The sequence below is a fragment of the Nonomuraea sp. GTA35 genome (assembly GCF_041950525.1).
Taxonomy (GTDB): Bacteria; Actinomycetota; Actinomycetes; order Streptosporangiales; family Streptosporangiaceae; genus Nonomuraea.
On record NZ_JBGNUV010000005.1, the window covers coordinates 214769 to 229222 of the forward strand.

Sequence of the window (14454 nt, forward strand, 5' to 3'; positions counted from 1 at the left end):
CACGCAGAACGACCTCAAGGAGCTTGACCATGACGACACTGGTGACGGGCGCCACCGGGAACACCGGCCGGCACGTTGTGACGGAGCTGGTCCGCCGTGGAGAGCACGTGCGGGCGCTGACGCGGGACCCGGCGGCGTGGGCGGGACGTTTTCCAGCCGGGGTGGAGCTGGTGACCGGCACCCACACGGCGCCCGACAGGCTCGACGGCGCCCTCGACGGTGTCACCCGGTTGCACATCACGGTGACGGCCGGGCTCGCCGAGGTGGGGCCCGAGCTCGTCCGGCGGGCGGTCGCCGCGGGTGTCCGGCGCATCACCGTGTTGTGGGGCGGCTGGGTGGGCCCGGTCGAGCAGGCGGTGGCGGACTCGGGAGCGGAGTGGACCCGCCTGGAGGCGCAGGAGTTCATGTCCAACACGTTGACCTGGGCCGAGTCCATCCGAGCCGAGGGCGTGGTCCGGGAGCCGTACGACCATCCCAGCGCGCTGGTGCACGAGGCCGACATCGCGGCCGTGGCGGCGGTCGCGCTGCTCGACGACGGTCATGCGGGACGCGCCTACAACCTCACCGGGCCCGAGTCGCTGACCCCGCGTGAGCGGATCGCCATCCTGTCCCGGGCGATCCACCGCGACATCGCCTTCGAGGCGATCACGCACGAACAGGCGGTCGGCAGGCTGATGGCCACGGGCGTGTCCCGGGCGGACGCCGAGTATGTGGTCGGCTGGTATGCCACGCCCAGCGATTCCGCCACGACCGTGGACGACACCGTCGAACGGGTGACCGGACGCCCGGCGCGCACGTTCGGGCAGTGGGTGGACGAGCACGCGGAACGTTTCCTGAGCCGGGGATGACCGGCCGGGCGGGCGGCGCCTCGCGACGTCGCCCTGCTCGGGGAGGTCACGCGTCGTCCGGCAGCGGTTCGCCGGTCTCCAGCAGCGACTTCAGGCTCGACACCACGTTGGGCCAGCCGTGGCTGACCATCTCGGCCAGGCTCGATCCGGGCTCGAAGCCGTCGTGCACGACGGTGAGCCTCACGACCTGCGCGGCCTCGGCCTCCTCGATCGTGAAGGTGACCTTCGAGCGGGCCTCGCCGGACAGCCGGGCGAGCAGCTCCTCGTCCCAGCCGAAGCGCTTGGCGAGCTCCGGGGTGATGGCGTGCCAGGTGTAGGAGAGCCTGCTGTAGGGCTCGGCCTCCAGCACGACCTGCTCCGGGTCGCTGATCAGCACGCCGTGGTTGTCCCAGGTCATCGGCGAGCCGACGGACCAGTCCGTGGTGAACTCCGTGGCCCAGTAGCGGCGGGTGAAGGCGGGCTCGGTCAGCGCCTGCCAGAGCTTCTGCGGGGTGGTGCGGATGTAGGTGGTGTAGACGAAGGTCGGCGCGTCCATCGGGGTCTCCTCCAGGGCGTGTTTCAGGTCGGCCAGGGCTTGGACCCTGGCCCGGTCGTAGCGGCTGATCCACCGGTGGGCGATCTCGTGCACGGGCGCGGCGTTGAGGTAGTGCAGCTTCTCCCGGCCCCGCCGCACGGTGGTGACGAGCCCGGCCTGCTCCAGCACCGCGAGGTGCTTGCTGACGGACTGCCTGGCCATGTCGAGACCGGCGCACAGCTCGCGCAGTGTCTGCCCGTTGCGGGCGTTGAGCGAGTCGAGCAGCGCGCGCCGGCTCGGATCGGCCAGCGCCTTGAACACCTCGTCCATGCCCGCCTCCGCCATGCCCCCGCCCGTCCCCGGCTTGCCGTCTGTCGATATGCAGCCTCCCGGCTGCCTGTAATTTAGGCAGCCGGGAGGCTGCATGTCAAGGCGTGCGACTGCGATGCGCGCGAGGCTCGAACCGCTTGACGGCCCGTACGAGCCCTCGGCACGATCTGCCCCGTGCACAGGCAGCGGGCCGCCGAAGGGCTCCACGACGACGCGGCCCTTCGACGGCTCACCTCCTACCTCTTCACGGAATTGCCGGGGATCAGGCGCATTCGAGGGCAGTACGCGGCAGGACAACCACACGATGCGGGCCGTCCTCCGTAAGTGCGGATATGTCAAGGAGTCGCATTACCGCCAGGCGTGGCCGGCGCCGGACAGGACCGTGCACGACTCGGCGGGGTACGCGATACTGCGGCGCGACCGGGAATCGGGAGCGGTGACGTTGCCCTATTGGAATGACGAGCCCGAGGCTTAGGTGATGGTCCGGAAAAGGAAAGGAGCGACCAGGCCGATGAGGGCCAGCGCCTCGGTGAGGACGAAACCGAGAAGCATGTTCTGGCGGATCAGGCCGTACGCTTCCGGCTGGCGGGCGATCGCCTGAACGCCTTGGCCGAAGATGATGCCCACGCCGATGCCCGGACCGATGGCGGCGAGGCCGTAGCCGATGGCGGTGACATTGCCGGATACCGCAGCGAGAACGTCCACAAGGTTCCCTTCTGAATGTCTGGTGAAGCGGAGTGTCGCCGTCACCACCATTCCGCCACATGGACACTTCGGCGGGAAATGCCCGGCCACACGAAAATGACCGTTCATGCTTGTCGATAAAATCGATGGACAAATTGATCTACATTTGGTCAATGCTCGGATGCAAGCAGGCGCGCGATCGACCGAGAAGCGCTCAAGGAGCCCGGCTCTGACTCTCCGCGCCGCGTAAATCAAAACAAGCCATGCCGCCGCCCCATTGATGAGCGCACTCATCCGGCCTTCTCCGGGAGCGGATGGCCGTGTCGAACGGGCGGCCCACCGGATCCGGAAGGGGGGCCGAGGGCCACCGACGGCCGATCTTCAATCCATGTCGATGTCGTCGAGGAGGTGGAGCAGGCGCGAGAGGACGCGCAGGCAGGCGTCGATCTCGGCCTCGGTCAGGTCGCCGCCGATCTGCCGGAGCACCCGCCGCTCGCGCTCGATCACCGCACCGATGGCCTGCTCCCCCTCGTCCGTCAGCCGGATGAGCGAGGAGCGCTTGTGCGCCGGGTTGGGCACGAACTCGACCAGGCCCAGCCCGGCCGCGTCGTTGGTCATGCGCTGGACGAACTGGCGGCTCAACGCCTGGGCCCGCCCCATCTGCGGGACGGTCATGGGGCCGTGCTCGCGCAGCATGTTGAGCACGGCCCGCACCCCGACCGACAACCCTTCGAGGGGCGCGTCCTGCTCCACCTTGCGCTGGGCGCGCCGGTACAGCGGGCCCACCAGGTCGAACACCTCCGCGAGCCGGTCGGTCAGCGCGCCGGTCGCCGGGCCCGGGTCTGTCTCTCTCATCCGTCCATAATGACACCTGGGTTGTCATAGCAAGGCCCATATGACACCTTGGTTGTCATGAAAGATCTGTTCTGGATCGATCGCGGTACCGGCCGTCCCCTCGTCCTGCTGCACGGCGGCTTCCTCGATCACGGCATGTGGGAGGACCAGATCCCGGTCCTCGCCTCGCGTCACCGCGTGATCGCCCCCGACGCCCGCGGCCACGGCCGCTCCGCCAACGCCACCGGGCCCTACCGGCTCACCGACGACCTCGCCGCCCTGCTGCGGCACCTGGACACCGGGCCCGCCGTCCTGGTGGGGGTCTCCATGGGGGCGGGGATCGCCGTGGACACCGCGCTGGAGCATCCGGAACTGGTCAGTGCCGTGGTCGTGACCGGAGCGGGGACGAGCCTGCCGTACTTCGAGGATCCGTGGACCACGCGGACCATGGCGGCCTGGCACGCGGCGATGGCCGCCGGTGACCTGGACGCGTCGGTGGAGGCGTTCACGCTGCTGGGTGTGGGGCCGCGCCGCACGCTCGGCGAGCTCGATCCGATCGTGGTGAGCCGGCTGATGCGGATGGCCAGGAGCACGATGTCCAAGCATGCCGTCGGCGAGCCCGACCATCTGGTGATGGTGACCGGCACGTGGGAGCGGCTCGCGTCGATCGGCGTTCCCGTGCTGGCCGTTCACGGGGACGAGGACTCCGACGATCACATCGGGATGGCGGAGCGGCTCGTGCGGGCGGTGGCCGATGGGCGGTCGGTCTCGATCGAGGGGGCCGCTCATTATCCGAACATGGAGCGGCCTGATGTCTACAACACGGTTCTGGAGGAGTTCCTCGGCAGCCTCTGAGCCTGTCGCCGAGGTGCCGGTGTTCGTGTTCCTGGTCCGCTGGACGCAGGAAAGCCGCCGGTCACGAGTCGGGGCAGGCTCCAACGGCCCACCCGGTTCGCGGGATTCGGGTGGGCGCCGGGAGTCAGCGGGTGTCGGAGTCGGTTTCCGCGAGGGCGGCCCGGCCGGCTTCGAGTCGGGCTACCGGGATGCGGAAGGGGGAGCAGGAGACGTAGTCGAGGCCTACCTCGTGGCAGAAGCGGACCGAGTCCGGGTCGCCGCCGTGTTCGCCGCAGATGCCCAGATGCAGGTCCGGCCTGGCCTCCCGGCCCTCACGCACCGCGATCTCCATCAGGCGGCCGACGCCCTCCCTGTCGAGGGTCTCGAACGGGGAGACGCCGAAGATGCCGGCGTCGAGGTAGTGGGAGAAGAAGGCCGCTTCGACGTCGTCGCGGGAGAAGCCCCAGGCCATCTGGGTGAGGTCGTTGGTGCCGAAGGAGAAGAACTCGGCGGCCTCGGCGATCTGGGCCGCCGTGAGGGCGGCCCTGGGGACCTCGATCATGGTGCCGATCAGGGCCTGCACCCCGGCCTCCGCGAGGATCTTGACGGCCTCCTCGCGTACCGACTCCAGCTCCTGAACGGCCGCCACCAGCGGGATCATGATCTCCGGGCGCGCCCCGGGCACCTCGGCGGCCGCCTGGGCGATGGCGCGGACCTGCATGGCGAACAGGCCGGGGATGACCAGGCCGAGGCGGACGCCGCGCAGGCCGAGCATCGGGTTCTGCTCGTGCAGGCGCTTGACCGCCGTCAGGAGCGTGCGGTCCTTGTCCGTGGCCTCGCCCGTGGCGACCTTGACCGACAGGTCCACGATGTCGGGCAGGAACTCGTGCAGGGGCGGGTCGATGAGGCGGATCGTGACGGGGGCGCCGTCCATGGCCTGAAATATGCCGATGAAGTCGGACTTCTGGAGGGGCTCCAGGGCGTCGAGGGCCGCCTGACGTTCCGCGTCGGTCGAGGCCAGGACGAGGTCCTCCACGAGCTGGCGGCGCTCGCCCAGGAACATGTGCTCCGTACGGCACAGCCCGATGCCCTGCGCGCCGAAGCGGCGGGCGCGGGCCGCGTCCTCGGGGGTGTCGGCGTTGGCGCGGACGCCGAGCCTGCGGGCCTCGTCCGCGTGGCGCATGATCCGGTCCACCGCCTTGACCAGGTCGTCCCGCGGCTCCGCGGCGCCCTCGAAGTACTCGACCACGGCCGAGTCCACGACCGCCACCTCGCCGAGGAAGACCTCGCCGGTCGTGCCGTCGATGGAGATGACGTCGCCTTCGGAGACCACCACGTCCCCCGGCGCGATGAAGCGCTGCTCGGCCGTGAGGACCTCCAGTTCCTCGGCCCCGCACACGCACGTCTTGCCCATGCCGCGGGCCACCACGGCGGCGTGTGAGGTCTTGCCGCCGCGGCTGGTCAGGATGCCCTTGGCGGCGATCATGCCGGCCAGGTCGTCGGGGTTGGTCTCGCGGCGGACGAGGATGACGTCCTCGCCCTGCGCCGCCAGCTCGACGGCGCGCTCGGAGGAGAAGACGGCCTTGCCGACGGCGGCGCCCGGCGAGGCGTTCATGCCCTTGGCGATCTTCTTCTTCTTCGCGCCGCCGTCGAAGCGGGGGAACATGAGCTGGGCGAGCTGGTCGCCGGTGACCCGGGTGACGGCCTCGTCCATGGTGATGAGGCCCTGGTCGGCGAGCTGGGTGGCGATGCAGAACGCCGCCGCCGCCGTGCGCTTGCCCACGCGGGTCTGCAACATCCACAACTTGCCGCGCTCGATCGTGAACTCGATGTCGCACAGGTCCCTGTAGTGGTTCTCCAGGGTCTCCATGATGCCGACGAGCTCGTCGTACGACTGCTTGTCGAGGTGCTCGAGGTCCTGCAGCGGGATGGTGTTGCGGATGCCGGCCACCACGTCCTCGCCCTGGGCGTTCTGGAGGTAGTCGCCGTAGATGCCCTGCTGGCCCGAGCCGGGGTCGCGGGTGAAGGCGACGCCGGTGCCCGAGTCGTTGCCGTAGTTGCCGAAGACCATGGCCATGATGTTCACGGCGGTGCCGAGGCCGGCGGGGATGCGCTCCTGGCGGCGGTAGAGGATGGCGCGCGGGGCGTTCCACGAGTCGAAGACGGCCATGACGGCCAGGCGCATCTGCTCGCGCGGGTCGGCGGGGAAGTCCTTGCCGGTCTGGTCGCGCACGATGCCCTTGTACGTCTCCACGAGCTGCTGCAGCTCGCCCGAGTCGAGGTCGGTGTCCTGGCGGCGGCCCTTGAGCTCGTCGAGGGCGTGCTCGAACAGATCCCCGTCGATGCCGAGCACGGTCTTGCCGAACATCTGGATGAGCCTGCGGTAGGAGTCCCACGCGAACCGGTCGTTGCCGCCCGACTGCTTGGCCAGGCCGTGCACCGACTCGTCGTTCAGCCCGATGTTGAGAACGGTCTCCATCATGCCCGGCATGGAGAACTTCGCCCCGGAGCGCACGCTCACGAGCAGCGGGTCGTCGGCCTGCCCGAGCTTCCTGCCCATCTTGGCTTCCAGGGCCACGAGATGCGCGGCGACCTCCTGGTCCAACCCGCTCGGTACGGAGCCTTCCGCCAGGTAGTGGCGGCACGCCTCGGTGGTGATCGTGAATCCATGCGGAACGGGCAGCCCGAGATTGGTCATTTCGGCGAGGTTCGCACCCTTACCGCCGAGAAGATCCTTGAGATTCCTGTTGCCCTCGGTGAAGTCGTAAACGTACTTGGCCACCACAGCTCCTTCGAACGCCTCTGTCCCGGACTCTACCGGTGAAATTGATGATGAAACTGCACTCCTCGTATAAGTCAACGTTTGTACTGGTCAAGGCCACATGACAGGTCTAATCCAATTATACGACCCAAGTGCCGAAAATTGGATTAGACCAATTGGTTTACACCAATTCTTGAGAAAGGCGGGCAGGAGGTGCAGAATCGGATCACACCCCCATCAGGAGGCCCCCATGGCCACTCCTACCAAGCCCAAGAGGCGGCCCAGAATCATCGTCGGCTCCGCCAAGGCCGCGGTCGGTTCCGCGATCTACCTCGACGACCGGCTGCCGTTCGGGCGCTGGCTGCGCCCCCAGCTCCGCAAGCTGTTCCCCAGCCACTGGTCGTTCCTGCTGGGCGAGCTGGCGCTGTACTCGTTCGTGCTGCTGGTGCTCACCGGGACGTTCCTGACGCTGTTCTACAAGCCCAACCCGGACGTGGCGTACGAGTCGGTCGTGGAGATCAGCCTGGAGGTGCGCGGCGGGCTGCTCATGCGGCAGCTGCACCACTGGTCGGCGACGGTGTTCGTGCTGGCGATCGTGGCCCACATGTGCCGGGTCTTCTTCACCGGCGCGTTCAGGCGGCCGCGGGAGCTGACGTGGATGCTCGGCGTGCTGCTGTTCGGGCTGGCGCTGTTCGAGTCGTTCCTGGGGGTCTCGCTGCCCGCCGACCAGCTCGCGCTGACGGGGTTGCGGCAGGCGCAGGGGGTGCTGCTGTCGGTGCCGCTGGTGGGCACGTACCTGTCGGCGTTCGCGTTCGACGGGGAGTTCCCCGGCCAGGTGATCCCGCGCCTGTTCGCGCTGCACGTGCTGCTGGTCCCCGGCATCCTGCTGGCGGTGGTGCCGCTGCACGCCCTCATCCTCACCTGGCGGCAGAAGCACACCGAGCGCCGCGCCACGGCCGCCGGCGAGCACCAGGTCACCGGCGGGCCGTTCTTCCCCTACTTCGCGGTCAAGAACGCCGCCACGGCGCTGTTCACGATCGCCGCCATCGCGTTGCTGGCCACGTTCGTGCGGATCAACCCGGTGTGGGAGCACGGGGCGTACCGGCCGGGCGCCCAGCCGCCCTCGGCGCAGCCGTTCTGGTACGCCGGGGTGCTGGACGGCGCGCAGCGGCTGGTGCCGGCGTGGGAGATCCCGGTGGGCGGGTTCGTGCTGCAGGTCGGGCTCTGGATCCCGCCGCTGATCCTGCTCGCCTTCTTCGGCCTGCTGTTCGTGTATCCGTTCGTCGAGCGCCGCTACACCGGTGACCGCGACGTCCACCACCTGCTGGACCGGCCGTCGCAGGCCCCCGTGCGCACGGCGCTGGGCGTCGCGGTGATCATGTTCTTCACCACGCTCTGGGCGGGCACGTGGGTGTCGGCGGCGCCGCCCGCGATGCACTCCGCGCCCGGGCTGCCGCCGCCCCCACCCGCGCCGCCTGCGCTGCTCACCGTGCCGCCCGACACGTACGCGCTGGTCGTCGGCGGGCTGCGGGCGGCCGTGTTCGTGCTGCCCGTCGTGGCCTTCCTCGTCACCCGGGCGATCTGCCGCAGGCGTTCGGCGTAGGCGGCCCGGCCGCGCCACGCGGGCCGGCTGCCGCGGGCGTTCAGCGCAGGGGGTTGTCCTCGGGCGGGCTGCCCGGCACGCCGTCGCGGGGCGGCAGCCACAACACGAACGTCGCCCCCTCCCCCAGCCGCGAGAACACCGCCACGCGGCCCCCGTGCGACTCCACGATCTGCCGGACGATCGCCAGGCCCAGGCCCGTGTGGCGGTCCCTGCGGCTGGCCTCGCCGCGCCAGAAGCGGTCGAACACCCGCGCCTGGTCCGACTCCCGCAGCCCCGGCCCGTCGTCGCGGACCGCCGCCCACAACCAGCCGTCCGTCCTGCCCGCCCCGGCCCTGATCCTGCCGCCGGGCGGCGACAGGCGCACGGCGTTGGACAGCAGGTTGGACACGGCGCGGCGGAGCGCGTCGGAGTCGCCACTCATGTCCAGCCCCGCGCCGAGCTCGCGGGTGATCGTGATGTCGCGCTCGGCGGCCGGGGTGGCGTACTCCTCGCACGCCTCCCCCACCACCCTGGCCAGGTCCAGATCGGTGTCGGCGAACGCGGTGCCCTGCCGCCTGGCCGTGGCCAGCAGGTCCTCGACCAGCTTGGTCATCCGGGTCGTCGCCCGGTCCACGATGGCCACGGCCCTGGCCCGCTCCTCCTCGCTGGCGTCGGGGACGGCCAGCACGGCGTCCACGTTGGCCCTGATGATGGTCAGCGGGCTGCGCAGCTCGTGCGAGGCGTCGTCGATGAGCTGCCGCTGCGCGCTGAACGCCTCCTCCAGCCGGTCGAGCATGGTGTCGATGGTGTCGGCCAGGTCCTTCAGCTCGTCGCGCGGGCCGTGCAGCTTGATGCGCCGCTTCAGGTCGGTGGCCTGGATCTCCTCGGTCGTACGGGTGATCGACCGCACCGGCCGCAGCACCCGGCCCGACAGCACCCAGCCGATGCCCAGGCTGGCCACGTACAAGCCGGCCAGCGTGAGCAGCGAGTACGTGCGCAACGTGTCCATCGTCGCGACGTTGACCGCGTTCTCGACCTCCTCCACGAAGACCACCTCGCGCTTGCCGAGGTAGGTGTTGCCGCTGTAGGTCTTGGCGTACTCGGTCGTGATCGGGCGCTGCTCGCTCGTCTTGGAAACGGCGTAGTAGATGCCCCCGAGCACCACCGTGGCCAGCACGAACAGCAGCCCCGAGTACAGGACCGTGATCCGGAAGCGGATGGTGTGGATCACGACGACGGCTCCCTGAGCCGGTAACCCCGGCTGATCACGGTCTCGATCAGGCCGTCCTCCTGCAGCTTGCGGCGCAGGTTGCCGACCGTGACGCGGACGGTGCTGGTGAACGGGTCGGCGTGCTCGTCCCAGACGTGCTCCAGCAGCTCCTCGGTGGACACGACGTGACCCGGGCGGGTCATCAGGTAGTGCAGCACGCCGTACTCCTTGGGGGTGAGCGCCAGGGACCTGCCGTCCAGCGACACCTCCAGCCTGGCCGTGTCGATCCGCAGGCCGCCCACCTCCAGCACGGACGTGCCGCCGCCGGAGTCCCTGCGCAGCAGCGCCCGCACCCTGGCCAGCAGCTCGGGGAAGGCGAACGGCTTGACCAGGTAGTCGTCCGCGCCCTCGTCGAGGCCGCGGACGCGGTCGTCCAGCCGGTCCCGGGCGGTCACCATGATGATCCGCGCCCCCTGGCCCGCCGCGCGCACGGTCCGGCAGAGCTGGAAACCGTCGCCGCCCGGCAGGTTCAGGTCGAGCAGGACCAGGTCGTAGGTGTTGACCAGCAACTTCTCGTGCGCGGCGGGCGCGTCGTAGGCGACGTCCACCGCGTAACCCGCCCGGACCAGGCCCACGCGCAACGCGTCGACCAGGTCCTCCTCGTCCTCAACCACAAGCAGTCGCATGCCCTGGACCCTAGTTTCGGATGATGCGTTCCGCGATGGGCGCGGCCCTGTCGATGGGGATGGCGAAACCGATGCCGATGTTCCCACCTCCCCGGGAGGCCGCGATCGCGGTGTTCACCCCCACCACCTCGCCCCGGGCGTTCACCAGCGGGCCGCCCGAGTTGCCGGGATTGATGGAGGCGTCGGTCTGCACGGCCGTGCGGCGGGAGCCGCCCAGCCGTACCTCCCTGTCCAGGGCGCTGACGATGCCCGAGGTGACCGTGCCGGACAGGCCCAGCGGCGAGCCGATGGCCAGCACCTGGTCGCCGACGGCCAGGTCCGCCGAGCGGCCGAGCGTGGCCGGGGTGAGCTCCTCCGGATAGTCCACCTCCAGCACGGCCAGGTCCTCGTCGTCGTCCGCGCCGGCCACGCGCGCGGTCAGCCGGCTGCCGTCGTGCAGCACCACCGTCACCGTGCTGGTGCCGCTGACGACGTGGGCGTTGGTGAGGATGTGACCGCGGTCGTCGATCACGAAGCCGGAGCCGCCCGAGCTGCGCGTCTCCACGGAGACCACGCTGGGCAGCACGCGGGCCGCCGTCGCGCTCAACCCGGTCAGGCTCGCCGGCGGCGCGGGGGCCACCCTCGGCAGAGCGGCGGCGGGGGCCGGCTCGGACCCTTCGAAGAGCCTGGCCCCCGCCGCGCCCGCCGCCGCCCCGGCGAGCGCCGCGACGAGCGCGGCGGCCACCAGGATGCGACCACCCCTGGGCGGCGACGTCACGGGAGTCTGCGGTGCGGGAGTCTGCGGTGCGGGAGTCCGCTGTACGGGGTGCCGCGGCGGCGGCGGCCCGATCAGCGGTGGCCCGATCAGCGGCGGCACCGTGCGGAACTCCGGCCCGCGCGGGCTGCCCAGACCTCTCATGGCAGCCTCGAGAACCACAACATCGACGCCGCCGCCGCGATCAACGCGAAGATCAGCCCCGCCCCCACGAACCACTGCCAGACCTCCTGCTGCTCGGTGCGGTAGCCGACCGACGTGCCGATGTCCTCGTAGACCGCCTGCAGCTCGTCGCCGCTGGCCGCCTCGTAGAAGCCGCCGCCCGCCGACTCGGCCAGGCCGCGCAGCGCGGGCCCGTCCACCGGCACCGGGACCTCGCGGCCCGACAGGCTGATGGTGCCGTCCGGCGTGCCGTACGCGATGGTGGTGACCGGGATGCCACGCGAGGTCGCCTCGGCGGCCGCGTCGTTCACCGTGCGGCCACTGGTGTTGGCGCCGTCGGACAGCAGCACGATGTGCGCGGGCGGCGCCTCCTCCTGCGAGTCGAGCGCGGCGATGGCCTCCAGCGAGGAGAAGACGGCCTCGCCGATGGCGGTGCCCGAGTCCATGCTGAGCCGGTCGATCGCGCTGAGCACCGCCGGCCGGTCCGTGGTGGGCGGCACGGCGACGGACGCCGCCGAGGAGAACGACACCAGCCCCAGGTTGAACCGCTCGGGCAGCCCCTGGACGAACTGCCTGGCCGCCTGCTTGGCCGCCTCGAACCGGTTCGGTGAGACGTCGGTGGCGCCCATGGACGCCGACACGTCGAACGCCACCATGATCGTCGCCCGTTCCCGCGGCACCTGCACCTCGGCCGTCGGCCGGGCGAAGCCCACCACGAGCAGCGCGAACATGAGCAGCAGTGCCGCCGCGGGCACGTGCCTGCGCCATCCCGGCCGCCGTGGCGCCACCTTGTCGAGCAGGTCGAGGTTGGTGAAGCGGACGGCGTAGGCGGTCCTGCCGCGCAGCGCCATGATCACGTACGTGACCGCGAGCAGGGCCACCGGGATGAGCAGCAGCAGCCAGACGGGCGCGAGAAGGCTCACGCCACGTCACCTCCTCCCTCTGGTGATCGTCGCCGCCCGGACGGCGGCCCGCCGGGGCCGATCGGGCCGGCCGCGAGCGAAGCGAGGCGGCGCTGGCGCATGACGTGCTTGACCAGGTCGCGCACCCAGTCCCGGTCCGTACGCAGCCGCAGGTGGGTGGCCCCGGCCCGGCGCAGCGCCTGCGAGATGGCGTCGCGCTGCCCGGCCGCGGCCTCGGCGTAGCGGCGGCGCAGCCGGGCGCTGCCGGTGGCCACCTCGCGCCGCCGCCCCGTCTCCGGGTCGATCAGCGTGAGGATGCCCACGTCGGGCAGCGTCAGCTCGCGCGGGTCGAGCACCTCCACGGCCAGCACCTGGTGCCGGGCGGTGAGCCGGCGCAGCGGCAGCTCCCAGGTCTCGGGGGTGTCGAGGAAGTCCGACACGACCACGACCAGGCCGCGGCGCCGTACCACCCGGCCGAGTTGCTCGGCCGCCACGCCGAGCAGCGGCTCGGCCACCCCCGGCGGGGTGCGGGGCAGCCCGAACGCCCCCTGCAGCAGCGCCATCAGGTGCGGCCGGCCCGTCCTGGCGGGCAGCGTCCTGACGCCGCCGCCGTGCAGCAGGTGGGCGCCGATGCGGTTGCCCGTCCGCTGGGTGAGGAAGCCGACCGCGGCCAGGGCTGACAGGGCCAGCTCCCGCTTCTCCATCGCGGCGGTCCCGAAGTCCATGCTGGCGGTGGCGTCGAGCAGCGCCCAGATCTCCAGCTCCCGGTCGGCGACCAGGTCCCGGACGTGCGGCTCGCTCGTGCGTGCGGTGACGTTCCAGTCCATCCGCCGCACGTCGTCGCCCGCCGTGTACGGCCGGGACTCCGCCGGTTCGCTGCCCGGACCTGGCACCAGGCCGAGGTGTTCGCCCTGGAGCAGCCCATCCAGCCTCCTGGTGATGGTCAGTTCGAGCCTGCGCAGCGCGGGCTCGGCGATGAGGTACGGCTTCATGCCACCGCGTCCTGCCGCGTGTCGTACTGCTGGGTCTCCTGGCTCGGCGCGATGACCGGCAGCGGCACGGCCGCCAGCACCCGGTCCACGATCTCCCTGGGCATCACCCCGTCGGCCAGCGCGTCGAAGGAGAGCACGAGCCGGTGCGCCATGACGTCGTGCGCCAGGTCCCGTACGTCCTCCGGCAGCACGTAGTCGCGCCCCCGCAGCAGCGCCAGCGCCCGGCCGGCCGCCAGCAGGCCCAGCGTGGCCCTGGGGCTGGCGCCGAACGCCAGCAGCCGCCCGACGTCCCGCACCCCGTACCGCTCCGGGTCGCGGGTGGCGTAGACGAGGCGGACGGCGTACTCGGCGACCGCGTGGTGCACGAAGACCTCCTGGGCCCGGCGCTGCAACGCGACGACCTGTGCCGGGTCGAGGACGGGCTGCGGCGACGGCGGGTCCACGCTCATGCGGTAGACGATCGCCAGCTCCTCCGATTCGCTGGGATAGTCGACGTCGATCTTCATGAGGAAGCGGTCGCGCTGCGCCTCGGGCAGGTGGTAGACGCCCTCCGACTCGATCGGGTTCTGGGTGGCCAGCACCAGGAACGGCGTCGGCACCTCGTAGGTGACACCCCCGATGCTGACCTGCCGCTCGGCCATGATCTCCAGCAGCGCCGACTGCACCTTCGCGGGCGCCCTGTTGATCTCGTCGGCGAGCAGCAGGTTCACCATGACGGGCCCGAGCTCGACGTCGAACGACTCGGTGGAGGGCCGGTAGATCCTGGTGCCGACGATGTCGGAGGGCACCAGGTCGGGCGTGAACTGGATGCGGGCGAACGTCCCCCCGACCACCGTGGCCATGGTCTCGGCGGCCAGCGTCTTGGCGATCCCGGGGACGCCTTCGAGCAGGCAGTGCCCCCTGGCGAGCACCGCCACGAGCAGCCGCTCGACCATCTGGTCCTGCCCGACGATCACTCGCTTGACCTCGAACAGGGCCCGCTCGAGCAGTGCGGGATCGGTCACGGCTGCACGCTCCCCTTGTAGCAGTCGTCCACGACGACGCGCAGCTCCAGAGCGGTCGGTTCCGGGTCGGCGAACGCGGCGCTCGCGGTCATGAGCAGCGCGCCGGCGGCGAGCAACACAAGAGCGAAACGTGATGTACGCATGGATTCCTCGTCCCTCGTATCGGCTTACGCCACATGTCATCAAGTGACCGCGAAAACCCGCGTAACCGCCGCCTTTACACGATTTTTCGGTCGAGAGGGTTGGACCTCCGGCATGGCGCCCCGCCGGCGTACGAGCGCGTCCTGGACTGGTTCGGCCGCCACCTGGCCTCATCAAACGCGAAGGACGGCCACCCCGTACGGGGTGGCCGTCCTG

The 14454-nt window shown here is 70.7% G+C and carries 14 protein-coding genes; 3 read left to right on the forward strand and 11 right to left on the reverse strand.

Features of this window, described 5'->3' with window-relative positions; all coding sequences use genetic code 11:
- Positions 1 to 29 precede the first annotated feature (29 nt).
- On the forward strand, positions 30 to 848 hold the full coding sequence (locus tag ACBJ32_RS24215; protein ID WP_375128634.1) for an NmrA family NAD(P)-binding protein: 819 nt from the start codon (positions 30 to 32) through the stop codon (positions 846 to 848).
- Positions 849 to 894: 46 nt separating this feature from the next.
- On the opposite strand, the gene ACBJ32_RS24220 is transcribed toward ACBJ32_RS24215, so the two are convergent.
- The 3 genes from ACBJ32_RS24220 to ACBJ32_RS24230 form a co-directional block, all read right to left on the reverse strand.
- The gene (locus ACBJ32_RS24220) at positions 895 to 1692 is read right to left on the reverse strand and encodes an ArsR/SmtB family transcription factor (RefSeq protein WP_375128635.1); all 798 of its coding nucleotides are present in this window, start codon (positions 1690 to 1692) and stop codon (positions 895 to 897) included.
- Between the two features lie 471 nt (positions 1693 to 2163).
- Positions 2164 to 2397, reverse strand: a complete 234-nt coding sequence (gene atpE / locus ACBJ32_RS24225) for an ATP synthase F0 subunit C (RefSeq protein WP_357870865.1) — start codon at positions 2395 to 2397, stop codon at positions 2164 to 2166.
- A 360-nt stretch (positions 2398 to 2757) separates the two neighbouring features.
- Positions 2758 to 3231, reverse strand: coding sequence for a MarR family winged helix-turn-helix transcriptional regulator (locus ACBJ32_RS24230; protein WP_375128636.1), 474 nt, complete (start codon positions 3229 to 3231; stop codon positions 2758 to 2760).
- 57 nt (positions 3232 to 3288) lie between these two features.
- Between ACBJ32_RS24230 and ACBJ32_RS24235 the strand changes: the two genes are divergently transcribed.
- Entirely contained in the window at positions 3289 to 4065 is a 777-nt protein-coding gene (locus ACBJ32_RS24235; RefSeq protein ID WP_375128637.1) for an alpha/beta fold hydrolase, read from the forward strand.
- Between the two features lie 124 nt (positions 4066 to 4189).
- On the opposite strand, the gene ppdK is transcribed toward ACBJ32_RS24235, so the two are convergent.
- Entirely contained in the window at positions 4190 to 6826 is a 2637-nt protein-coding gene (gene ppdK / locus ACBJ32_RS24240) for a pyruvate, phosphate dikinase (protein WP_375128638.1), read from the reverse strand.
- Positions 6827 to 7055: 229 nt separating this feature from the next.
- Between ppdK and ACBJ32_RS24245 the strand changes: the two genes are divergently transcribed.
- Positions 7056 to 8408, forward strand: a complete 1353-nt coding sequence (locus tag ACBJ32_RS24245) for a cytochrome bc complex cytochrome b subunit (RefSeq protein ID WP_375128639.1) — start codon at positions 7056 to 7058, stop codon at positions 8406 to 8408.
- Between the two features lie 40 nt (positions 8409 to 8448).
- Here ACBJ32_RS24245 and ACBJ32_RS24250 read toward each other — a convergent pair whose 3' ends face one another.
- From ACBJ32_RS24250 to ACBJ32_RS24280, 7 genes are read right to left on the reverse strand one after another with little or no spacing between them, the layout of a single operon-like run.
- Complete coding sequence (locus ACBJ32_RS24250; RefSeq protein ID WP_375128640.1) at positions 8449 to 9618, reverse strand: sensor histidine kinase; 1170 nt, start codon at positions 9616 to 9618, stop codon at positions 8449 to 8451.
- The gene (locus ACBJ32_RS24255) at positions 9615 to 10283 is read right to left on the reverse strand and encodes a response regulator transcription factor (protein ID WP_357870848.1); all 669 of its coding nucleotides are present in this window, start codon (positions 10281 to 10283) and stop codon (positions 9615 to 9617) included. Before ACBJ32_RS24255 ends, ACBJ32_RS24250 begins: the two co-directional genes overlap by 4 nt.
- A gap of 10 nt (positions 10284 to 10293) precedes the next feature.
- Positions 10294 to 11181 (reverse strand): S1C family serine protease, encoded by an 888-nt coding sequence (locus ACBJ32_RS24260; RefSeq protein ID WP_375128641.1) that lies wholly within the window; start codon positions 11179 to 11181, stop codon positions 10294 to 10296.
- Positions 11178 to 12122, reverse strand: coding sequence for a VWA domain-containing protein (locus ACBJ32_RS24265; RefSeq protein WP_375128642.1), 945 nt, complete (start codon positions 12120 to 12122; stop codon positions 11178 to 11180). Before ACBJ32_RS24265 ends, ACBJ32_RS24260 begins: the two co-directional genes overlap by 4 nt.
- On the reverse strand, positions 12119 to 13093 hold the full coding sequence (locus ACBJ32_RS24270; protein WP_375128643.1) for a DUF58 domain-containing protein: 975 nt from the start codon (positions 13091 to 13093) through the stop codon (positions 12119 to 12121). The genes ACBJ32_RS24265 and ACBJ32_RS24270 overlap by 4 nt, the downstream gene beginning before the upstream one ends.
- Complete coding sequence (locus tag ACBJ32_RS24275) at positions 13090 to 14097, reverse strand: MoxR family ATPase (RefSeq protein ID WP_357870838.1); 1008 nt, start codon at positions 14095 to 14097, stop codon at positions 13090 to 13092. Before ACBJ32_RS24275 ends, ACBJ32_RS24270 begins: the two co-directional genes overlap by 4 nt.
- Positions 14094 to 14240, reverse strand: coding sequence for a hypothetical protein (locus ACBJ32_RS24280; RefSeq protein WP_357870836.1), 147 nt, complete (start codon positions 14238 to 14240; stop codon positions 14094 to 14096). Before ACBJ32_RS24280 ends, ACBJ32_RS24275 begins: the two co-directional genes overlap by 4 nt.
- Positions 14241 to 14454 lie beyond the last annotated feature (214 nt).

Coding starts and splice junctions, on each gene's coding strand:
- ACBJ32_RS24245 (WP_375128639.1), top strand. CDS start 7,056: ATGGCCACTCCTACCAAGCCCAAGAGGCGGCCCAGAATCATCGTCGGC.
- ACBJ32_RS24215 (WP_375128634.1), top strand. CDS start 30: ATGACGACACTGGTGACGGGCGCCACCGGGAACACCGGCCGGCACGTT.
- ACBJ32_RS24230 (WP_375128636.1), bottom strand. CDS start 3,231: ATGAGAGAGACAGACCCGGGCCCGGCGACCGGCGCGCTGACCGACCGG.
- ACBJ32_RS24235 (WP_375128637.1), top strand. CDS start 3,289: ATGAAAGATCTGTTCTGGATCGATCGCGGTACCGGCCGTCCCCTCGTC.
- ACBJ32_RS24220 (WP_375128635.1), bottom strand. CDS start 1,692: ATGGACGAGGTGTTCAAGGCGCTGGCCGATCCGAGCCGGCGCGCGCTG.
- ACBJ32_RS24260 (WP_375128641.1), bottom strand. CDS start 11,181: ATGAGAGGTCTGGGCAGCCCGCGCGGGCCGGAGTTCCGCACGGTGCCG.
- ACBJ32_RS24280 (WP_357870836.1), bottom strand. CDS start 14,240: ATGCGTACATCACGTTTCGCTCTTGTGTTGCTCGCCGCCGGCGCGCTG.
- ACBJ32_RS24255 (WP_357870848.1), bottom strand. CDS start 10,283: ATGCGACTGCTTGTGGTTGAGGACGAGGAGGACCTGGTCGACGCGTTG.
- ACBJ32_RS24270 (WP_375128643.1), bottom strand. CDS start 13,093: ATGAAGCCGTACCTCATCGCCGAGCCCGCGCTGCGCAGGCTCGAACTG.